18 protein-coding genes are annotated in these 21,480 nt (G+C 64.0%); 5 read left to right on the forward strand and 13 right to left on the reverse strand.

The window, feature by feature from the left end; genetic code table 11:
• Both VG320_RS13755 and VG320_RS13760 read left to right on the forward strand, forming a co-directional pair.
• A partial coding sequence (locus tag VG320_RS13755; RefSeq protein ID WP_327200658.1) for a nitronate monooxygenase occupies positions 1-949 on the forward strand: 949 nt, incomplete at its 5' end.
• A 249-nt stretch (positions 950-1,198) separates the two neighbouring features.
• The gene (locus VG320_RS13760) at positions 1,199-2,713 is read left to right on the forward strand and encodes a DNA-binding protein (protein ID WP_327200659.1); all 1,515 of its coding nucleotides are present in this window, start codon (positions 1,199-1,201) and stop codon (positions 2,711-2,713) included.
• A gap of 74 nt (positions 2,714-2,787) precedes the next feature.
• Here the strand turns inward: VG320_RS13760 and VG320_RS13765 are convergent, their stop codons facing one another.
• From VG320_RS13765 to VG320_RS13785, 5 genes are all read right to left on the reverse strand, one after another.
• Complete coding sequence (locus tag VG320_RS13765; protein WP_327200660.1) at positions 2,788-4,092, reverse strand: cytochrome-c peroxidase; 1,305 nt, start codon at positions 4,090-4,092, stop codon at positions 2,788-2,790.
• 148 nt (positions 4,093-4,240) lie between these two features.
• Positions 4,241-6,886 carry an alkaline phosphatase family protein gene (locus VG320_RS13770; protein WP_327200661.1) on the reverse strand — a complete coding sequence of 882 codons (2,646 nt, stop codon included), beginning with the start codon at positions 6,884-6,886 and terminating at the stop codon, positions 4,241-4,243.
• 288 nt (positions 6,887-7,174) lie between these two features.
• Complete coding sequence (locus tag VG320_RS13775) at positions 7,175-8,191, reverse strand: AraC family transcriptional regulator (RefSeq protein WP_327200662.1); 1,017 nt, start codon at positions 8,189-8,191, stop codon at positions 7,175-7,177.
• Between the two features lie 111 nt (positions 8,192-8,302).
• Entirely contained in the window at positions 8,303-9,286 is a 984-nt protein-coding gene (locus VG320_RS13780; protein WP_327200663.1) for an MDR family oxidoreductase, read from the reverse strand.
• Between the two features lie 34 nt (positions 9,287-9,320).
• The gene (locus tag VG320_RS13785) at positions 9,321-9,971 is read right to left on the reverse strand and encodes a TetR/AcrR family transcriptional regulator (RefSeq protein ID WP_327200664.1); all 651 of its coding nucleotides are present in this window, start codon (positions 9,969-9,971) and stop codon (positions 9,321-9,323) included.
• A gap of 177 nt (positions 9,972-10,148) precedes the next feature.
• Between VG320_RS13785 and gstA the strand changes: the two genes are divergently transcribed.
• Complete coding sequence (gene gstA / locus VG320_RS13790; RefSeq protein ID WP_327200665.1) at positions 10,149-10,781, forward strand: glutathione transferase GstA; 633 nt, start codon at positions 10,149-10,151, stop codon at positions 10,779-10,781.
• 61 nt (positions 10,782-10,842) lie between these two features.
• On the opposite strand, the gene VG320_RS13795 is transcribed toward gstA, so the two are convergent.
• From VG320_RS13795 to VG320_RS13805, 3 genes are all read right to left on the reverse strand, one after another.
• Positions 10,843-12,360, reverse strand: a complete 1,518-nt coding sequence (locus tag VG320_RS13795; RefSeq protein WP_327200666.1) for a glycosyltransferase family 39 protein — start codon at positions 12,358-12,360, stop codon at positions 10,843-10,845.
• Positions 12,361-12,444: 84 nt separating this feature from the next.
• Positions 12,445-12,837, reverse strand: coding sequence for a GtrA family protein (locus VG320_RS13800; protein ID WP_327200667.1), 393 nt, complete (start codon positions 12,835-12,837; stop codon positions 12,445-12,447).
• Between the two features lie 284 nt (positions 12,838-13,121).
• Positions 13,122-15,053, reverse strand: a complete 1,932-nt coding sequence (locus VG320_RS13805) for an SMP-30/gluconolaconase/LRE-like region family protein (protein ID WP_327200668.1) — start codon at positions 15,051-15,053, stop codon at positions 13,122-13,124.
• Positions 15,054-15,742: 689 nt separating this feature from the next.
• Here VG320_RS13805 and VG320_RS13810 point away from each other — a divergent pair.
• Positions 15,743-16,090, forward strand: coding sequence for a hypothetical protein (locus VG320_RS13810; protein WP_327200669.1), 348 nt, complete (start codon positions 15,743-15,745; stop codon positions 16,088-16,090).
• Here VG320_RS13810 and VG320_RS13815 read toward each other — a convergent pair.
• From VG320_RS13815 to VG320_RS13835, 5 genes are all read right to left on the reverse strand, one after another.
• Positions 16,032-16,391, reverse strand: a complete 360-nt coding sequence (locus tag VG320_RS13815) for a DUF971 domain-containing protein (RefSeq protein ID WP_327200670.1) — start codon at positions 16,389-16,391, stop codon at positions 16,032-16,034. The two genes, VG320_RS13810 and VG320_RS13815, sit on opposite strands and share 59 nt — an antisense overlap.
• Positions 16,388-17,347, reverse strand: a complete 960-nt coding sequence (locus VG320_RS13820) for a HEAT repeat domain-containing protein (RefSeq protein WP_327200671.1) — start codon at positions 17,345-17,347, stop codon at positions 16,388-16,390. Before VG320_RS13820 ends, VG320_RS13815 begins: the two co-directional genes overlap by 4 nt.
• A gap of 62 nt (positions 17,348-17,409) precedes the next feature.
• On the reverse strand, positions 17,410-17,655 hold the full coding sequence (locus VG320_RS13825) for a 4Fe-4S dicluster domain-containing protein (RefSeq protein WP_167065558.1): 246 nt from the start codon (positions 17,653-17,655) through the stop codon (positions 17,410-17,412).
• Positions 17,656-17,690: 35 nt separating this feature from the next.
• Positions 17,691-19,445 (reverse strand): fumarate reductase/succinate dehydrogenase flavoprotein subunit, encoded by a 1,755-nt coding sequence (locus tag VG320_RS13830; RefSeq protein ID WP_414696035.1) that lies wholly within the window; start codon positions 19,443-19,445, stop codon positions 17,691-17,693.
• 10 nt (positions 19,446-19,455) lie between these two features.
• The gene (locus VG320_RS13835; protein ID WP_327200672.1) at positions 19,456-20,223 is read right to left on the reverse strand and encodes a GntR family transcriptional regulator; all 768 of its coding nucleotides are present in this window, start codon (positions 20,221-20,223) and stop codon (positions 19,456-19,458) included.
• A gap of 226 nt (positions 20,224-20,449) precedes the next feature.
• On the opposite strand from VG320_RS13835, the gene VG320_RS13840 reads away from it, so the two are divergent.
• Positions 20,450-21,445, forward strand: coding sequence for a succinylglutamate desuccinylase/aspartoacylase family protein (locus tag VG320_RS13840; protein WP_327200673.1), 996 nt, complete (start codon positions 20,450-20,452; stop codon positions 21,443-21,445).
• Positions 21,446-21,480: the final 35 nt, after the last annotated feature.

The raw sequence follows: 21,480 nt of genomic DNA on the forward strand, positions 1-21,480 counted from the left end.
GACCCTGCGCGAAACCCGTGCGCTGACCGCGCGGCCGTTCAACGTCAACGTGTTCTGCCACCGGCCCGCGCGCCCGGACGCCGAAGTCGACCGCCACTGGACTGAATGGCTTGCGCCGCGTTTCGCGCAGTTCGGCGCGCAGCCGCCCGCGTCGCTCAAGGAGATTTACGTGAGCTTCGTGGAGGACGAGGCGATGCTGGCCATGCTGATCGAGGAGCGTCCGGCGGTGGTGAGCTTCCATTTTGGTCTGCCGCCGCAAGCGGCCATCGACGCGCTGCGCGCCGCCGGCATCCTGCTGTTCGCAACGGCGACAAACCTTGACGAAGCCGCCCAGGCCGTGGCGGCGGGCGTGGACGTGCTGGTCGCGCAGGGCATCGAGGGCGGCGGCCATCGCGGCGTATTTGATCCCGACGCGCGCGATCCGCTGCTCGGCACCTTCGCGCTCACGCGGCTGCTGGCGACGCGCTTCGACGTGCCGGTGGTGGCGGCGGGCGGCATCATGGACGGCGCGGGCATTGCGGCGGCGCTGGCGCTTGGCGCGCAGGCCGCCCAACTGGGTACGGCTTTCGTCGCCAGCCCGGAAACCGCCATCGACGAGGGCTACCGGCGTGCGCTGCTTGGCGCGGGCGAGGTCGGGCGCCTGACCACCTTCACCACGGCGATTTCGGGGCGCGCGGCGCGCGGCCTCGTGAACCGCTTCACCGCGCTGGGCGAGGCGGCGGACAAGCCCGCCGTGCCCGCCTATCCCGTGGCCTACGACGCGGGCAAGGCGCTGCACGCGGCGGCGAAGGCGCACGGCGAGTTCGGCTATGGCGCGCAATGGGCCGGCCAGGGCGCGCCGCTGGCGCGCGCGTTGCCCGCCGCCGAACTGGTGCGCGTATTGGATCGGGAAACGCAAGCGGCGCTCGCCGACCTGAAAGCGCGCCTCGGAGCGTGCCAGGGAGGCTAAAATCCCGGGCGATCAAGCTGGGGAGCGCTAAAAGAGTTGCGACCCTCATAATGAGCGAAAGGATGCGGCGGGTCTCGAACCTGCGCCCATCCTGCGAATAGCTCCCTGTAAACCCGGCTTTTCGATCGATCAAGCGGAACGGGCTTCCCCGACAATCTGTCGTATTGCGGGGCCAGGATTGCACCCACTCAACCATTCATTGATCGACGAAAGAATTTCGTCACCTACTTACGCGTTATTGAGGCGGATATGTCTAGCAACAACATTGCGATCACCGATGAACTCGTTGCTGAAATCGCGGACCGCATGGCTGAGGAAGGCCAGACGGTGTCGCCCGTGGCCATCTGGTCCGAAGTTCATACCGGATCGGTGGTGTCGGTTGCCGCGTCGCTGCGCAAATGGCGCGAAGCCCGCACGCCGCGCCCGCCGCAACTCGTCGAGCGTCCCGCCTTGCCCGAAGCCGTGACCGATACGATGCGCGACGCGCTCGACCGCCTGTGGTCGTCGGCGCAAGACGAGGCCGAGCGCGCGGTTGCCCGGCGCCTCGCCGCGATGCGCCAGCGCGTGGACGACGCGTCGAGCGAGCGCGACGACGCGCTGGCCGAACTGCAAAACACGGTGCAGGAACTGGACACGCTGCAAAGCCAGCTCGATCGCGTGACGACCGCCTACGAGGCGAAGGTCGACGTGGTTGCGGGTCTGGAAGAGGACATCGCCGTCGCGGTGCAGCGCACCGACGCTGCGGAAAAGCGCGCGCAGGAGCTGGCCGATCGCGTCGCGGCCCTCGAAGCCGAACTGGAAACCGCGTTGGCCGAACTGGCCGAAATGGCTACCGAGCGCGAAGCGCGTGCCGCCGCTGAGGCCCATGCCGTACCGCAGGCAGTCGAAGCAGTCGAAGCGATCGAGGAAGAGCCGGCAGCAGAAGAGCCCGCTGTCGTAGAAACCGTAGAAACCGCAGACGCCGACGAAAGCGCCGAGAGCGTTGAAGCCGAAGCCGAAGCCGAAGCCGAAGCCGAAGCCGAAGCCGCCGACGCCGTCGATCACGAAGCGGAGCGCGCAGCGCTGGAAGCCGCGCATGCGCAAGCCGTCGCGCGCCTTGAAAGCGAAGTGGAAGCGATCCGTGCCGCGCTGCAAGCCGAGCAGGAAGCCCACGCCGCCCAGCGCGAAGAAGTCAGCGGCGCACAGGCTGCCCGCGACGCCGCTGCGCTCGAACTGCGCAATGCCCAGGCGCAACTCGCAAGCCTCACCGACGAACGCGATGCCGGCGCAATCGAAATCGCCCGCCTGTCGGAGAGTCTGACTCAGGTCCAGGAACACGCCGCCGAACTCGCCCAGAGCGTGGCGGCGAGCCAGACGAAAGCAAGCGAAGAACCGGCACCGGCCGTGCATGTCGACGAAGAGGCGCTCGAAGCGCTGAAGGCCCAACTCGCGCAGGAAGCGCAGACGCACGCCGCCGCACTGGCCGAAGCGCACGACAACCTGAAGAAGTGGTCCGACTACGCCAACGGTCTGAAGCAGCAACTGGTGCAGGCCAACGAGCAGATGATGCTCGTGCATGCACGCGGTGTGGGCGAAGCGTCGCTGAGCCGCCGCCTGGCTGCCGAACTGGTCGAGCTGAACCCGGAAAACGAACTGCTGCGCAAGGAAGCCCAGCAGCGCGTGATCGTCGACGCCATGAGCGCGCAGCTTGCCCAGCAGGGCTATCACTACGACATCGCCACGGGCGCGGTCACGAAGCTGAGCACGGAAAGCGCGTCGGCCTGATAGTGCTTGCGTAGGGTAGGGAAATACGAAAACGCGCGGTCAAAAGCCGCGCGTTTTTGCTTTTTGTCGGCGATTCAATGCGCTTCGTGAAGCGCGGGACCGCCCGAAGTCGCCGAATAGCCGTCGTTCAGTGTCTTCATGAATGCGGCCAGGTCCTGAATATCGGCTTCATTCAGCGGGGCGGGCTCGCCAGGATGGTGATTGAGGAAGGGCGGATCGAGCCGGTCGATGTTGTCGCGGTACTTAGGCGGCAGGTCGTCGTAGCGCACCAGCTTGCCGTTTTTCTTCGGATACCACTTCTGGGGAGCGGTGTCGCGCTCGGCGTAGAAGTGCAGCACCTCGTCGAGCGAATGAAAGCGGCCATTGTGGAAGAAAACGGAGCGCGTCGCGACGTTGCGCAGCGTCGCGTCCTTGAAGAGTCCACAGAAGTCGGTTTCATCGGCCAGATCGTGACGGTAAGGGCCGCATAATCCCATGTCGTAATATTTAGGATTACGATTCGATGGAATTTCCGGGTTACGCGGCACGCCCAGCGCCGCATACTGGAAGTCCGAGAATTGCGCGGGGCGGCCGCCCGGCCCTGGCTGGTCGAAATGACATTTCGCGCAGTTGCCCTTCAATGGATTGTTGAATAGCTGGTAACCGCGCAGTTCTGCGGCGGTAAATAGCGCATTCCCCGACATCACCGAATCGAATTTGCTCGTATAGGGATGAAAGCTCGCATCCTCGGTTTCGAAGGCCTGCAAAGCCATGCCGATGCTGTCGAAAGCCTTGTCCGCATCGGCGAAAATCTGCGCGCCGAACACCTGGCGGAACGTGTCTGCATAGGCGCCGTGCTGCACCTTGTCGACGACGACGGCGCGGCTGGTGTTGGCCATCTCGTTCGGGTCCAGCATCGGGTGGCCTGCCTGCTCGTGCAGCGAGGCGATCGAGCCGTCGCGCATGAAGCCGCCAGCGGGGCCTTCGTCCTCGGTGTCTTCGGAGCCGGGGAAATAGTAGTGACGCGTGAACTCCGGTGTGAAGGTCATATAGCGCAGCGTGGGCACGGCGCGGGTGCCCGGCCGCTTCATATCGGGCCCGCCGAGCTGCACGGCCAGCCCGTTGGGCGGCCCGTAGGCATGCTCGGGACTGTGGCACGACGCGCAAGCCATCTTGCCCGAAGCGGAAAGCGTGGCGTCGAAGAAAATCTGCTTGCCGAGCGCGGCCTGCGGGCTCAGTTGCGCAGGCACGGCCGGATAGCGGACCCAGCGGCGCGTGGGCAGTTGCATGCCCGGCTGTGTGGTCGTAGAGGCGCTAACGCTTGGCGTATCAGCAAGACTGGGCACGGCGAGGAACGCGCCGGCCGCGACGCCGCCAAGCAGCAGCGCGGCCAGCGCCATCCATCGGGCGCGGGGTGCAAGACCGTTTCGAATCATCGGTATGGAGCGAGAAAGCAAAAAACCGGAAAAGATGCGCGCCGGCTGCCCTGAGGCCAGGCCGGCGCGCGACATCGAAGCGTCAGGTCGTCAAAACGCCATCAAAACGCCATCAAAACGCGAACATCGTCATCAGATCGCCGATCGCCGGCGTGCCGTTGACGGGCACATACGAGACGGCCTGCATCGACGGATTCGGCAGACGGTCGCGGCTGCGCGACGAGAGCGACGTAAGGCGCCAGTTGCGCTCGATGAACTTGAGGATCGACGCGTGATCGTTGTACGTGTGATCGACGGACGCCTTGCGCGCATAGGGCGAAATCACCAGCATCGGAATGCGCGGACCGTCGCCGAAGAAGTCGAGCGGCTGGATCGGGCCGGTGTCGAAGTGGCCGCCGCCTTCGTCGGTCGTGACGAGAATCGCGGTGTTCGACCATTGCTTCGACGCGCTCACCGCCGCCACCACCTGGCTGAGCCACTGCTCATAGGCCGCCGGCGACGAGAAGCCGGGATGGCCGCTGAACGTGTTCGGCGGCACGACGAACGAGACGGCCGGCAGATTGCCCGACTTCGCGGCGGTGATGAACGCCGTGAGATCCTGCAGATTGCCCTTGAGCGAGGACGTCATCACTTTTTGCGAGCCCACCAGCGGATCACCGATGTTGTTGTACTCGGCCTGTTGCAGCAAACCGGCGAGACTCGACGCGAGTGTGGTGCTGCCGGTCAGGCTGGTCGCAAGCGAGGTGGCCTGCGCCTGAACATCGGCGGTGTCGCGTGCGGTGGTGTACCAGCCCCACGACAGCCCCTTGGCGGAGAGCGCCTCGGCGATGGTCGGCACGCTCTGCGGCGGATAGTTGTAGTTGTTCGCGCCAATCGGCTGGGTGTTGCCGCTCAGGTCGTAGCCGGGGTTGTAGTTGTTGACCAGATAGTACTTGCCGGCGTCGCAGTTGCTCGCCACATGCTTGGACGACAGAAAGCCGAGAATCGCACCCACACCCGGCTGCGTGCTGTCCGAACAGTTCACCCACGAACCGCCCTGATAACCGTCCTGGGTGTAGAAGTTCGTGGTGCCCGCGAGCGGCTCGGGATTCTCGATCTGGTTCGCGGGCGGCGTGGCGATGGCACCGCTGCTGTTGAACCAGGGCAGATCGCCCGTGGCGATCGAGAAGAAGTTCATGCCCGTGCCGCCCATCACCGCCTGGTGATAGTTGTCGCTCAACGCATACTGCTGCGCGAGCGATTTCAGGTAGGGCGCGTCGCCCGCCGACATGTTCATGAAGCCCATCAGCTCGCCGCCCTGGCCGGGATTGGTCGGGCTGACCTGCGGGCCGCCGGGCACGTTCTCCACGGTGTCGCCGCCCTGGCCAGCGGTAGATGCAACCCACGTGAAGAGATCGAGTTTGGCGTTATCGCCGCCCGTTTGCTGCCACATCTGGAAGAAGCGGTGCACCGGGTCACCCGTCGTGGCGACAAGGCCCAGCGACGAATAGAGCGTGCTGAGCGTCGCGAAGCTGGCGTTGGTCGCCGCGGTGCCGACCAGCGCGGTTACCGGCTGGCTGTAATTCACCAGCGACGAACTGGCCGACGACGAGGTGATCTGGAACGGGCCGTTCTTCAAGGTCGCCGGAAAATCCGCATCAGCCGCGCCGTAGAGATACGAGGTGGGCGCGGCGGTGGGCGTCTTGCCCTGCGCGACCGAGCTGATATACGCGGGCAGATTGTTCAGTGTGAGCATGCCGGTGTTTTCCGGCGCGGGCAGCGAGCCGTACGCGCCGGTGCGCGTCGGGTTCAGCGTGTAGGCGCTGGGCGCGGCGGCCTGGTTCTGCGCCGCGAGCGCGAAATTGGGACCGGGCGAGCCGTCCGCATTGATGATGCCCTCGGACAGCAGGTTCTTCACCGTCTGCCCCGATGGCGGCGCGTACGCGCCGAAGAGACCGTCGAAGGTCTGGTTCTCGCCGACGATCACGACGAGGTGCTGGATCGGCGTCGTGGTCGCGCTCTGGCTCTGGGCGAGGGCGGTGGCCACGGGGCCGCTTGAGAGCGCCGCCGGCATCGCGCCGGTCAACGGCAATTGCAGCGACTGGAAGGTGGCGGAATTCTGCGTCGGTGCGCCGTTGTTATTGCCCACATTCACTGTGGCGTTGTGCACGGTGAAACGTGTGTTGTCGAACACGCTGTCGAGCGCATTAGCGGAATTCGCCTGATAGGTGGCCGAACCGATCGGGTCGGCCACCAGCGTGGACGGCACGTTCATGGCCGTAAACAGCGGCTGCAGCACGGTATCGACCGCCGTGACGGCCTGGCTGATGCTGGCAGCGCTGACGTTAGCCGAATTGATCTGCGAGGCCGTGGGCGCACCTGTGAGCGCCACGCCGAGCGCGCGCTGGGTAATCAGCGAGGTGAGCGGATTCAGATTCACGTTGAGCGTCTGCGTGCCGCCGCCAGCCGGATCGATGATCGAGGACAGCACGGTAGGCGTGCCGTCCGCATCGGTGACGGGCACGGTCAGCACGAACGGGGCATGGCCGGAGACCGCAACGGAGAACTGCCCGTTGGCGTCGGTCACGGCGGACTGGGTGGTCGCGCCGTCGCGATCTGTCACGGTGACGCTCACGCCGACCACCGCCGTGCCCTGGCCCGCTACGCCCGAAATCTGCAGGTGAGCGGTGTCGCTGATACTGCTGCCGCAAGCCGCGAGACTTGCCGCGATCCCCGAAAAAGCCAACCTGCAGGCGAGCGTCATGGCGCGCGTTTTCATGTCAGGTTCCTGTAATTGTTGTGGAGTCGAAGGTGTGGTGCGTCGATTGCGGCACACGGCTATTCGTTGCGTGCGCAATCGATCGCGACGTGATGGTGTCGGATTGATATGACATGCATATGCGAGGGCGTGGGGGAAAAACAGAGCAATGCTTCTACGGCGCGGGCGGCCGGGTCGCGCCCGGGTCGCGGCTGCTTGTGCGATGAGCTTCTGCGCGAGCGCGCTTTTTAAGGGGCGGCGCGCCGAAACCTGCGTGCATTGCGCACGCGTGGACGCCACTACATCGCGTTATCTCGCCAGTTTCCTGCTCACCAGCGCGCGGAAATCCAGCGGCGTCATGTGGTACGTGCGCCGGAACGCGCGCGTGAAATCGGACGCGCTTTTGAAGCCGAGCCCGTAAGCGATCTCGATGACCGCGAGGTGAGGATGGCGGATCAGATCGTCGGCCGCGCGACGCAGCCGCTGATGACGGATATAGGCATTCACGCCGCCTTCGTGCTGAAACAGACGATAGAGCGTCGGACGAGGGAATTCGAATGCGGCCAGCACGGTTTCGGGCGAGAGATCGTCGTCGGCCAGGTGCGCATGGATATAGCGGCGAATCTGCCCGAACATCGCCGAGCGTGCCGCCGCGCGCGTATCGCCGCTCAGGCGCGCCTGGCGGCCGAACGCGGCGACCAGCAACTTGCCGGCCGCACGGATGGCGTGGGCGGCTTCAGTGGCCGTCATGCCGGCGATGGTCTCGCTGAGCGCCGCGACGTGATCGACAACGAGCCGATCCAGCGGCGCCGAACCGTCGAGCGAACGCCCGTGGATCGCCTCGGGATCGGGAAAGACTTCCTCCACCAACGCGCCTGGCACGAATAGCGTGCTCACCCTGCATGCGTGTCGCCGCATGCGAAAAGGCTGGTTCATGTCCAGCGCGAGGATGCGGGTGGGCGCCGGTGTGGATGCGCGCGAAGTGGTACGGACGGAAAGGTTGTCGAAACCACCTTCCAGAAACACATGAAACACGAAATCGCGCACCCGGTCTGTCGAGATCCGGGCGAGCGAGCGATCAAGCACCATCAGGTCAGAGCGGCAATCGGTAAAAACCAGCTCGCCGACCTGAAAGCGGTCGATCGACGCCTGAAACGGCGCGTCCAGATCGGCACGCGAGGGCAGTATGTCGACGATATGCCCGACCCGGTCGCGCCAGGCAAGCAGGCGCCGTTGCGGCGCTTCTGCCGCTACGCTGAAACGACTATGGACGATGTCGTGCGCCGGCGAGGCGAGGACATCGAACGAAGGGACGCGGGAGTTCATGCAGGAAGCGGGGTGCTGGAGTCGATGCCTCTGGAATGTAGCTGAAAAAATGTCGGTGGTGGTGGTTTTGAAAGGGGGCGCGGTGGAATGTGGACGGCGTCATTTTGACGATCACCGATTCACATCAACAACAATACGCCCACGTACGCGCCCATCCAGCAGATCGTGCGCGGCGGCAATAGCCGCATGCAGGCCGATTTCCTGCGTCATGGTGTCGAGCACGCCAAGGTCGAGCGTGTCGGCCAGCGCCTGCCACGCCTGCTGCCGCTGCGCGAAAGTACGCGTGACGCTATTGATGCCCAGCAGGCTCACGCCGCGCAGGATGAAAGGCGCCACGGTGGCCGGAAAATCCATGCCCTGAGCGAGGCCGCAGGCCGCCACGGCGCCGTCCGCGCGCAGGCCCGCGCAGACGTTGGCGAGCGTATGGCCGCCGACCGAGTCGATGGCCGCCGCCCAGCGTTCCTTCTGCAGCGGCTTGCCGGGCGAGCCGAGCGTGGCGCGATCGATGACCTCGGCGGCGCCAAGCGCCTGCAGCCACGCGGATTCCTGCAATTTGCCCGTCGATGCCACCACGCGATAGCCGCGCCGCGCGAGCAGCGCGACTGCGAAGCTGCCTACGCCGCCGCTTGCACCCGTCACCAGCACGTCGCCGTGACTCGCGCCAATGCCGTGCTGCTCCAGCGCGAGAATGCACAGCATTGCCGTATAGCCCGCAGTGCCGACGGCCATCGTCTGCCGCGCCGTGAGGCCTTTTGGCAAGGGGATCAGCCAGTCGCCTCGCACGCGCGCCTTTTGCGCGAGACCGCCCCAGTGCTGCTCGCCGACACCCCAGCCGTTGAGCACGACCGTATCGCCCGCGGCATAGCGCGGGTCAGCGCTTTGCGCGACCGTGCCCGCGAAATCGATGCCCGGCACCATCGGAAAGCTGCGCACGACGGGGCCTTTACCGGTGATCGCAAGACCGTCCTTGTAGTTCAGCGTGCTGTATTGCACGTCGACGAGCACGTCGCCATCGGGCAGGCGAGCTTCGTCGATATCGCTTACGCGCGCCGAATACGTTTCGGATTCCTTCTCAATCAGAATGCCTTTGAACATGATGTGTATCTCGCTGTTGATGTGGATGGGCGACCTATCGCGCCGCTGACTTAGCGCCCAGCCCGGCAATGAAACCGTCAAAAAACGTCTGCAATGGCGACGCATCGCGTACCACGCGCGCGCGCAGCACCGCACCTTCCCAGCCGATCCAGAAAAACGCGGCCAGCGCGTCGAGGTCGGCGTTGTGTGCCACGTGACCCTCGCGCTGTGCGTCGGCCAGACAGGCGCGCACGCGGGTCTGCCAGCCTTGCAGCGCGGCTTCGAGCCTCAGGCGGTATTCCTCGGGCAGGATGCCCACCTCCAGCCCCAGATTGCCGACGAGACAGCCGCGCGTGTAGTCGTAGCGCGCCATGCCAGTTCGGGCGTTGTCGACAAAGGCGGCGAGGCGTTCCAGCGCGGGCCGCGTAGTGTCGAGCAGCCAGCGATCGAGCATCGTGCAGAAATAGGCGTCGTACGCGTCCATCAGCGCGCGGCCAAAGGCTTCCTTGCTATCGAAGTAATGATAGAACGAGCCCTTGGGAATGCCGGCGAGCTTGAGCACGGTGTCGAGTCCCGTAGCGGTGAAGCCCTGGCTCGTCAGTAGTTCGAGGCCCGCGCGGATCAGCGTTTCGCGCGTGTCGCCGTGTACGCGCGGATCTTTGGGCGGGCGGCCGCGACGCGGCTTCGAGGTGGGGGCGATGTCCATGACGGTGATATTAGACCGATCGTCTCAAAAATTCAACGGGCTTGTTTCAGGGTGTAAAAACCCCATCCACAGGTATACATTTTGTACCTATGGCACAAACAACTGCCTTCTTCTCTTTTTCGCGTGCTTGCGGGATAGTGCGGCCTGCACTCATCACTGGCGAAACGAAGGCAATTCATGAAGCTCTATCACGCACCCGGAAGCTGTTCCCAGGCAGTCCATATCGTTTTGCGCGAAGCCGGTCTCGATGCCGGATTAATCGAAGTGGACGCGCGCAAACATGTGATCGTGGGTGGCGGCGATTTTTACGAGGTCGCGCCACTGGGTTACGTGCCTTTACTCGTGCTCGATGACGGCGTGGTGCTGCGCGAAGGGCCGGTCATCATGCAATATCTGGCGGATCTGAAACCCGCAAGCGGTCTTGCGCCAGCGAACGGGACGATGGCGCGTTATCGTCTGCAGGAGTGGCTCAACTTCCTGACTTCGGAAATCCACAAAGGCTTTTTGCCGCTGCTTTATGCGGTCGCGGCGGGCAAATATGTCGATACGGCGCGGCCCAAACTACTCGCGCGCTTCATGTGGATCGACCAGCAGCTTGAAGGGCAGCGCTATTTGATGGGCGAGAGTTTCACGCTCGCCGATGCTTATTTATTTGCGCTGACGGGCTGGGGAAAGGCCGCGTGGATGAAGTCGGTTTATAACGCCGATATCGATTTGAACGGTTTGGGGAATGTGCGGCAGTGGTACGAGCGCGTGCGGGCGCGGCCGGCCGTTCAGGAGGTGCTGGAGAGGGAGGGTTTTGGCGGGTGATGGGGAGAAGGCGCCGTGCGGACCACGCCGCACGGCTTGCGATAAACCTTAACCCTGCAACTTAACCCTGCGGCGCCACCACAAAAAACACATAGTCGCGCGCCGCCAGTTCGCGTCCCCATGCGTGCTTGTGTACGCTCACCGACTCGGGTTCCTCGCCGCTGATCCAGCGCGCCTGCACGATACAATGCACGTCGCCTGCGCGGCAGACGAATAGCGCGCCGCGCTGATCCAGCCCGGCGAGATGCAGCCACGGCGTCGTTTGCGGCTCGCCCATGTTCCAGTACTGCGTCTGCCCGCGGCTATAAAACGCGACGGACTGCGCTTCGTGCGGCGACCCGGCCACGGCGGGCACATCGCGCCCGAAGCGCTGGTTCCACATGGATTGAGCGGCGGCGGCGAGTTCGGCGCGCGGCTCGGCGGCTTCGTCGCTGTTGTGGCGCGCACCCAGATAGCCGATCGTCGCCGTCACCGCGAGCACGATCAGCCAGTAGCCGCCCAGCACGCGCCAGGCGCGCGCGGGAACGAGGGCGATCCCCGCACGGTCCAGCACGGCCAGCCAGAGCGGCGCAATGGCGAACCATTGCGCCATGCCCCAGACCGACGCCATCTGCGTGCGCGCGGCGCAGGCGATCAGGCCCACGGCGAACAGCGGCCCAAGCGTGAGCCACCAGAGATCCGGATTGAGCGAGGGCTTCACCACGCTCGCGGCCATCAGCTTTGCGGCTTCGCCGCGACGCTCGCGCACCATCAGCAGCATGCCGACGAAGCTCAGCGCGAGATAGCCGATCTGCGCCAGCGTATAGATGCCAAAGCGCCCCAACGCCGCGCCGATCGTTCCACCCGTGCGTTTATCGGCGTAAGCGAAAGTCGGGAAATGATTGACCACGAGCCAGTGGACGTGCGGCGCAATGGCGGCGCCAAACGCCAGCGCGACCAGCAGCGTGCGGCGCTCGAACAGACGCGCGCGCCAGGCCGGACGCGCCAGCGTCGCGAATACCAGCGCGGCCAGCAGCACCACCGAAAAGTATTTGCCCAGCACTGCCGCCGCAGCGAATACGCCCAGCGCCAGCGCGGCGCGCGCTTCGCGCGTCTGCATGTAGCGCACGAAGAAGTATGCGGTCCACGGCCAGATCGACAGCAGCACCGAGTTCGCGTTGAACTTGATCGCGAGGTTCGAGTAGAGCGGCGAAATCGCCATCGCCACGCCCGCGAGCAGCGCAATCCGGCGCGGCACGAAACGCCCGGCCAGCGCGACGATACCGAACAGTCCTGCCATCGCGTTCAGCGACGACAGCGCGAAATAGGCGATGTCGGTATGCGGAAACACGCGAAACCAGCCCGCCGTGATCCATGCGAAGAGCGGCGGATGCTTGGCATAGCCGGCCTGCCATTCGATGCCCCAGACGTAGTTCTCGACCATATCGCCCGGCGTGTCGAGATTGCTGCGCGAGAGCCACGCCGCGAGCGTCCAGACGAGCGCGTGCAGCGGCAGCAGCCAGAGCAGTTTGCCGGTCTCGTTCGATTCGCCCATGCGCGCGGCGGCGATCGGTGGCTGGAGGGTGGTTGTGTGTGACATCGATATTTCGGTCTGCGGAAAATTAGGCCCGAAGTGCGCCAGATAGGTGAGACAACTTCAACCAGGGGAGCCGAATTTCCGCGCTCAGGCGCGGCGGGTCTGGAAGGTCCAGAGCGAGTTCGCGCTGTAGGTCAGGATCAGCACGCAGGCCGTGGTAATGCATTGGGCCAGCAGCCAGGCAGTCGCGAAGCGGTGGATCAGCACAAACATGAGCGCGCTGTTGAGCGCCACACCGACCGCGGCGACGGCGAAAAAGCGCGGTGCAGCTTCGCGATGCGAGCGCGTGGCGCGAAAGGTCAGGCGGTAATTCAAGATGTAATTGACGATGGCGCCGGCCACCGCGCCCAGCGCCGATGCCGCAACCGCGCCGCACGCGTGCACCAGCACAAGCGCGCTGAGCACGCCGTACTGCACGGCGGTTCCGGCCGCACCGACACAGGCGTAACCGGCAAAACGCCGGATCTGGGCGAGCTTCATGCGCAGCGCCTGTGGAGCGGACCGATTGTCAGGTCCGCGTTGATCTTGTGTTGATGCACGGCGAGCGAGAGTCGCCGATGCGCACGGGTATTGTGGTTCACTCTTTTCTCGGGCAGGGTCGGACGCCCTTTTATCTGCTCGTCCAGCGCGAGCTGCGCGCCGGACGGCGATCTATCTGGCACCCATATATCGGCCGGTTGGCCGGAATGTTTAGATCAAGCGGCGAAATTCTACCCTGGGGTGCCGCCGATCACTTGTGCTGGCGCAAACGAAAATAAACCTCTTCACGGCATCCACCGATGCACGATCACGCTGGTGCCGTTGTAATTGTCCTTGGTGATTACGTACTCGCCGTTTGCACGCTGGTACACGCGCAGCCCGTACATCGAATCGACATCGTTGCCTACATCCACGTTGGAGGGATTCGCGTTCGTGAGCGTGGTGACGAGTTGGCCCGTTGTAAGGTTGTAGATATCGATATTGGGCACCGTATGCACATAGCCCACGAACAGATAATTGCCGGCTGCGGCAATCGATTTCGGGTTCGCGCTGGTGAGGGTGATGACGGGGCTGGGCTTGCTGATATTGCCTGCGGCCCAGCCGTGATAGATCTGGATGGTGCCGTTCATGGCGGTCCAGTCCCAGTTGCCGGCGAGGCCTTGCGCGAGAATCATCGTGTCGGTTTCCGGCTGATAAAGGATGCGCGCCGTGGGCCGCACGCTTTCGGGCGTCGAGATCGTCGTGGCCGTGCCCCACGAGGGTTTGCCGGTGCCGTCGAAGCCGTTGAACGGGTAGTGATAGATGTGGTTGGTGCGATCGAGTCCTGCCCAGATGTCGCCCCGGCTGTCCAGACAAAAACCGCCCGTGACCTGCAAGGTCGTGTTGAAGGCGGTGCCGGGCAGCGATGCATCGGGAATGGCGATGTAGCCGCTCGCAGAATTGAAGTGGTAGAGGTAGAAGATGCCGGGATTCTGGCCGGACGCCACCAGAATGCGGTTGCCGCCCACCGTGACGAGCTGGCCGAAGTGCTCGTTGCGCTGCGTGTCGTTCATGTTCAGGCGCGGGTCGTTCGGGTAGGTGAACGGATCGATGGTGTTGGCGACGAAGGTGCCGCCCGCCGTGCCTGTAAAGATCCCCGTGCCGCTATAGAAGAGCGTGGCGTCCGTGAGCGGATCGGGCGCGGCAACGCCCTCGAAATTGAGCGCCTGGAGCTTGTAGAGCAGCGTGCCCGCCGCGTTGTAGACGTGGAGGTCGGTGCCGCCGTTGCGCCCCAGATCCCAGCCGCCGCCCCAGGGATTGTTGAGCACATAGAGATTGCCCGCACTGTCCTTGCCGATGCCGGTGATGCGCGTGAAGCGCTTGTCGCCCACCTGACCCTTGATGCCGGTCGTGCTGTCCAGATAGCCGCCCGTCACGCCGAAGGTTCCGGTGAGTGTCGGTGTGCCCGCGATGTTGTAGAGCTTGATATTCATGTCCGGCCCTTCGTCGCCGACCATCAAGAGTCCGGTCGATGCATCGAAGTAGAGCGCCGAAGGCTGCGCGCCCGCCGCCATCTGGATCGTCTGCAACGGTGCGCCTGCCGCGCTGAATTCGCTGATCGTGCCGCTGCTCTTCTGCGCGACCCAGAGATTGCCCGCGCTGTCGAGCGCGAGCGCGCCGGGGTTGCTCAGGGCGATGTCGCGTTGCCAGACGCCGTCGGTGGTGAACACGCGCACGCGGTTGCCGTAGAAGTCGCTCGCGTAGAGCAGATTGCCGGCGGTGGCGAGGCCCGTGATGGCGTCGGCGCGGCTCACCTTGTTCCAGACGCTCACGTTGATGGTGAGGTCGCGCGTGCCGTCCGCACGCTGATAGCGCGCGACCGTGCCGCTGCCGTACGAGGTGCCCGATTGCAGCACAGTGAAGATCGAGGTGGCGTTGCCGGTGATCGCGCCGCCCTGGAACTCGTCGTGGATACCGATCGAGCCGAGGCTCTTGCCGTTCTGATAGATGGCGACACCGCCTTCGTTTTCGTCCCAGAACGAGGCCGTATAGACAACGCCTTCGGGCGCGACCCACATCGATCGCGCGCCGTTGCCCACATGCGCGGCGAGCGTGCCGTAGGTGTTGGCGAGCCAGTCGGTGGTGTACTGCTGCGCGTGTGCGGCAGGCGAAAAGAGGGCGAGGGCAGCGGCTGAAAGCAGCGTAACCTGAAGGGCGCGCGTGCGCTTCGTGAACATGGACAAACTCCTGATGCACTCGTGCAGTGAGGCGATAAGGGTGAATGGGGTGAAAAAAATCGACGCGCGATGCGTTGCGCGGCCCGTGCGCGAGCAAGCCACATGCCACCATGCCATGTGAATGCAAACGTTTGCATCGCAAGAAATTGCGAAATAAATCGATGCGCGCAGCCATGCGGCTTCGCTCATGCGCAGCGAATCGAAAATATTTTTTTCGCCGACCTGGGCGCAGCGGTCCGGACGGGGCCGCGCCAACGTGCTGGAATTATTTGCCAGCGCAACGTTCGCTTTTTGCGCCGCTTTTACACGCTTGTGCCCGTCACGCCGATGTCATCGAGCGATCGCGAATCGCCAGGTATTACTAACGAACTCAAACGAGTACGCGAGGAGCAGAAGCGGAGCGCAAGCGGATTACAAGCGGAGCACAAGCGTGCCGGATCAACGGCTTCACGCGAGTGTCGAATTTTCGACACGATTAGCAGCGCATTATTCCGGGGCGGTTGCCATGTTCTATGATGATTGAGCGCAGGCACTCCGTCGCCGGCCAGCCGCATCCCGTGGCCCGGAAGACGCGATGGCTGCTCGCGAAAGTGCACCGTCCACCCGTTCCGATGCACAATGCGTTCTTTGCTTGCTTTTGTGACGTCCGGCCATAGCTATGGAGCCTATGTCTGGAAACCAGGGACAGCATGCCAGTGAAAACGGAATTCATCGAAGCGAGCAGTGCCCGCCCGGAATTGCTCTGTTATCTCGTGGCGATCGCCGCGTCGTCTTACGCGCTCACGCAGGAGTGGCGCGTCGATCATGTCGTTTCGTGCTGCCGCGAGTGGCTGCACAAGGCCGGTGCGACGATGCACTGGCTCGACCGCGTGCGGCTGGGCCAGCTTGCGCTGAAGATCGCGAGCCGCGATCTGCTGGGCGCGGGAATCGCCGTGCGCCTGTCCAGTGTCTCGGCCCTCTTTACCGATGAAATGGAACTCAATGAGGCGTCGACGATGGTTCAGCGCATGATGTCGCTGTGCCAGGAAGCGTTGTAAGCGTCGTCGTCTTTCGAGCGGATGGCGCGAAATTCTCCAGCCAGTTCCACGGGTAAATGCCACGGTCGTGGCCATCGCTGAAGACCAGTTGCACGCCATAGCCCATCGGCGCGATGCCGATGAGCGCGAGATCCGGGGAGATCGATGCGGCCGGGTCTTGGCCGCGCAGGCGCGCGCCGCGGCAGTGGCCGCACAGGCAGGCGGCCCGCAGCGCGGCGACAGGCAGGCGCTGGTGCGCACCGTCGGGCCATATCAGCAGCAGCGTCGCGCCTTGCGCCCGTAGCTCCACGGGAACCTTCATGACGCGGCACCTTCGAGTTGCTGCAAGGCGATACGTACGGCCTTGCGCACTTCGGGATCACGGTCCTCCAGCGCGGCCTGCAACGGCGCGATGCTTTGCGGCGAGCCGAGTTCGCCCAGCGCAAGCGCCGCTTCCTTGCGCAAATTGCTGATCGAATGCGTGAGCAGCGCGGCAACTGCGATTGCTGCCTGCGGATCGGCCAGCCGCCCGAGCGCACGCGCGGCGCGCAAACGCACTTGCCAGTATTCGTCTTCGAGCGCGGCTACCAGCGCATCGCGCGCCGCGTGGGCGCGCAATTTGCCGAGCGTGGTCGCGGCCTCCTCGCGCACCTGCCAGTCGGCGTCGCGCAGGGCCTGAAGTAGCGCGGGGGCCACATGCTCATCGTCTGCGGCGGCGAAGCCCAGCGCGGCCGCAGACGCGCGCCGTACAGAACCTTGGGCATCGGTGCCCAGCAGCGCCGAGAGCGGCGCGAGCGCGCGCGCGTCCTTGAGCCAGCCCAGCACGGCTACGGCCTCGATCCGCACTTCGGCGTGGGCGTCGTCGAGCGCCGCGCGCGCGGGCTCGAAAGCGGCGGCGTCGCGCAGCTCGCGCAGTCCGCGCAATGCGGCGCTACGCGCGAACGGCTCGGGCCGTGCTGCCCAGCGTCGCAATACATTCGCCGATGCCACGTCCTTGAGTTCGGAAAGCGCCTGCTGGGCCGCCTCGCGCACGCCAGCATCAGCGTCGAGCAATGCGGCGCACAGCGCTTCCACCACGTCTTCCTGTTCCCACGCGGCCAGCACGGCGGCCGCCTCACGGCGCACTTCGGCTGCGGTGTCGCTGTGCAGCGTCGCGACCAGCGCGGGAATCAGCGTTTCATCTTCGAGGTCGGCGAGATCGAGCACGGCGATGCGCCGCACGGCGGCGTCCGGATCGGTGAGGCGGCCGAGCGCGCTGGATTCAGAAAAGGCTGTCATGTTCAAATCGATATGGAATGCGAATTATTGTGCCGCGTCGTATTGCATCGAAGCACGACGATTCAGCGCAGCAAGTAAGGAATGTCGACCTTGACCGCACCGGTCGGGCAATCGCGCTCGCAAGGCATGCAATACCAGCATTCGTCGAATTGCATATAGGCTTTGCCTTTGGACGTATCGATCGCCAGCAGGTCGAGCGGGCATACATCGACGCAAACGGTGCAGCCTTTGTCGGCGATGCAGAGGTCCTCGTCGATAGTGACGGGCGCGCTGCTGCGCTGGAAAATATCGTGGGGGGTAAATGACATAGTGTTGTTTCTCCGGGCTGTTTCAGTCAGCCAGTTCAATGCGCTTCAGCCAGTTCCTGCGCGGGACGGATGCGCATTCGCTCATAGGCGTTCTGTTCATCCGCGCCGATTGGCACCACATACGGTTTGACGGCGCGTTTTTCGCAAACCATGCTGCCGCTCGCGTTCTTGCGCAGATCGGTGTGGCAGAACCAGTTGGCGTCGTCGCGCTGCGGATAGTCGACGCGATGGTGATAAAGCCCCCAGCGGCTTTCGGTGCGAAACAGCGAGGCGCGCGCGGCCATTTCCGCGCAGTCGCGAATCGCCCGCACTTCGGCGGCGCGCATTAGTTCATGCGGATTATTCGCCTTGATCGCCTCGATATCTTCGGCAATCGCGTCAAAGCGCTGCAGGCCGATTTCCATCTTGCGCGTGACCTTGGGCGGCTGCAGATAATCGTTCACCATACGGCGCAGCTTGTATTCGACCTGTGCGGGCGCGAGGCCGTCCGTGCGGGCAAGCGGTGCGTAGATACGTGCCCGCTCGGCGTCCAGTTGCGCCTGATCGAGCGGTGCGTGTTCGCGGCCCGCCACGTAATCGGCGGCATCGTGGCCCGCGAACCAGCCGTAGGTGAACGCGCCCAGCATGTAGTTGTGCGGTACGGCGGCCATATCGCCGGCGGCGTAAAGCCCCGGCACGGTCGTGCGCGCGCGTGAATCGACATAGACGCCCGAGGCGCTATGCCCGCTACAAAAACCGATCTCGGAGATATGCATTTCCACCATCTGCGTGCGGTAATCGGTGCCGCGTCCCGCATGAAAGCGGCCACGGCTCGGGCGTTCGTTGGTGTGCAGGATCTGCTCGATGGTCTGGATGGTTTCCTCGGCAAGATGGTCGAGTTTGAGGAACACCGGGCCGTTGCCGCTTTGCAGTTCCTGATAGAACTCCCACATCATCTGGCCGCTCCAGTAATCGCATTCGATGAAGCGTTCGCCCTTGCCGTTGGCCGTGAAACCGCCCAGCGGCCCGGTCACGTAGGCGCAGGCCGGACCGTTATAGTCCTTGATGAGCGGATTGATCTGGAAGCATTCGAGGTTGGTGAGCGCCGCGCCTGCGTGATAGGCCATCGCATAGCCGTCGCCCGCGTTGGTGGGGTTTTCGTAGGTGCCCATCAGATAGCCGGAGGAAGGCAAGCCCAGCCGCCCGGCCGCGCCGCAGCACAGGATCACGGCCTTCGCGCGCACCACCACGTTGTGCGCCGTGCGGCAATCGAAGCCGATCACGCCGCACACGGCGCCCTGTGCGTCGGTAAGCAGGCGTGTGGTGACGACGCGATTGGTGATGTCGATACGCGCGCGTTTGAGCTGGCGGTACAGCACCTTCTTGATGTCGTGGCCTTCGGGCATGGGCAGCACATAGGCGCCCATGTGATGGACCTTCTTGACCGCATAGTCGCCGTTGCCGTCTTTTTCGAACTTCACCCCCCAGCGGTCGAGTTGCTCGATGGTGGTAAAGCTGTGTTTCGCATACGCATAGACGGCGTCCTGATCGACGATGCCGTCATTCGCGATAGTGATTTCGCGCGTGTATTGCTCGGGCGTGGCGTGACCCGGAATCACAGCGTTATTCAGGCCGTCCATGCCCATCGAGATCGCGCCGCTACGCTTCACATGGGCTTTTTCGAGCACCAGCACGCGCAACGCGGGATTGCGCTCCTTCGCCTTGATGGCGGCCATCGGCCCGGCAGTGCCGCCGCCCACCACGACGATGTCGTACTCCAGCACTTCGGTAGGGATTGCTTCCGTATTCATTACGTCATCCTTATTGATTGGCTGTATGCGAGGCGTTCTTGTCGCGATCCACGCGCAGACGGTACTGGAACGCGTCGCCGCGGAAGTAGAGGTACTCGTAGTCGATTGGCGTGCCGTCGGCGTCGTGGGTGGTGCGTTCGATGCGCAGCACCGGGCTGCCTTCCTGCACGCGCAGCGCGTCGACGATATCGTCGTCTGCGAGCATGGCGTCGATCGATACATCAGCATGACCGAGCGCCACGCCACAGTCGTTTTCCAGAATCAGGAAGATATCGCGCGCCACCAGATCGGCGTTGGCCAGACGCTTGCCCAGCGCCTCGGGCAGCCAGGTGAGTTCGAGCGAGACCGGTTCGCGGTTGAGCAGCCGCACGCGATGGATTTCGACCACGTTATCGCCTTCGGCCAGGTGCAGTTTTTGCGCGACATGGCGGCTGGCTTTGACAACGCGAAACGAGCGCAACTGATTGACGATCTCGTAGCCCATCGACGACATCGCCTCGGCAAAGCCTTGCAGTGAGGTCACGTTCTGGAACGCTTTGGGCTTGGACACGAACGTGCCCTTGCCATGCAGGCGAAACACGAGGCCTTCCTTCTGCAGGTCGCCCAGCGCCTGACGCACGGTGATTCGGCTCACGCCAAATAGCGCGCAAAGTTCGTGTTCGGACGGCATCTGGCTGTGCGGGGCGTAGGTGCCGTCGAGGATGCGCGCGCGCAGCGTGTCCTTGATCTTTGCGTAGAGCGGTTGAGGCGGCAGGGCGACGAGCTTGTTCTGGGACATGGCTAACTTGTTATAACAAGATGGAGCCAAGTCTAAACAGCGCGTGGAGCGACGTCAACGAAGGATTTCTGCTATCGACGTTCCATCGCGCGCATAGCCACGCGCGCCGCCTGGGCATCCGCACCTTTCATATTCATTCGCGCAATGCTTGGTAGGCGTGGCGGCGCGCATCGTCCAGAATGGGCCGGTTTGGCTACACCGGTTTGGCTACACAACAAGGAGCAGCATGGTCAACCCCATCCGCAGTGAAATCGACTTCGACGCGCCGGGCCGCCATACCGGCTATCTGCGCCTGCCGCATTCGGTGCATCGCTCCGCTTATGGCTGGATTCCCATTCCGGTCGCGTCGATCCGCAATGGCTCCGGCCCAACCGTGTTATTGATGGGCGGCAATCACGGTGACGAATACGAAGGGCAGATTCTTGTTTCGCAATTGCTGCGCGAGATCGAGCCGCAATATGTGCAAGGCCAGTTGATCTTTCTGCCGATGGCGAATTTCCCCGCCGCCGACGCGGGTCTGCGCACCTCGCCGTTAGATGGCGGCAATCTGAACCGCAGTTTTCCGGGCGACCCGCAAGGCGAGCCAACCGCTGTTATTGCGGACTATATCGAGCACACGCTGCTTTCGCGTTCGCAATATCTGCTCGATTTCCATTCGGGCGGCAGTTCATTGATTTATCACGGTGCGAATATGCTGGCGATCGAGCCGCGCGACGCCGAGGAAAATACCCGTTTGCGTAATTTGCTTGCCGCTTTCGGCATGCCGCGCGCCTTTTTGCATCCGCCCAATCCTTTGCATTCGGCCAGCGCCGCGCGCCGCCAGGGCGCATTGTCGATCGTCACGGAACTGGGCGGTGCGGGTATCGTGCAGCCGCAATTGCTGCGCGAGGCGCGTGAAGGCGTGTTGCATCTGCTAGGTAGCATCGGCGTACTGGCGGGGCCGCTGGTGCCCGCCGCGCCGCCGGGCGAAACACGCTTCTATCGGGTTGCGGGCGCTTCGCACTATGTTTATGCCCACGAGCGCGGGGTGTACGAACCGCTCGTGCAACTCGGCCAACTTGTGAGCGCAGGACAGCCCGCTGCACGCATTCACTTTCCCGATACACCGCTGCGCGAGCCCGTTACGGTTGCTTTTGAAGCGGAAGGTGAAGTCGTGTGCCAACGCGCGATGGCCGCCGTGCAGCGCGGCGATTGTCTTTCCCATCTGGCGCAACCCGTATAACGCGCAATGCAACGCCATTCGACGCCAATCGAATG

This window comes from Paraburkholderia sp., from assembly GCF_035948235.1.
Lineage (GTDB): Bacteria > Pseudomonadota > Gammaproteobacteria > Burkholderiales > Burkholderiaceae > Paraburkholderia.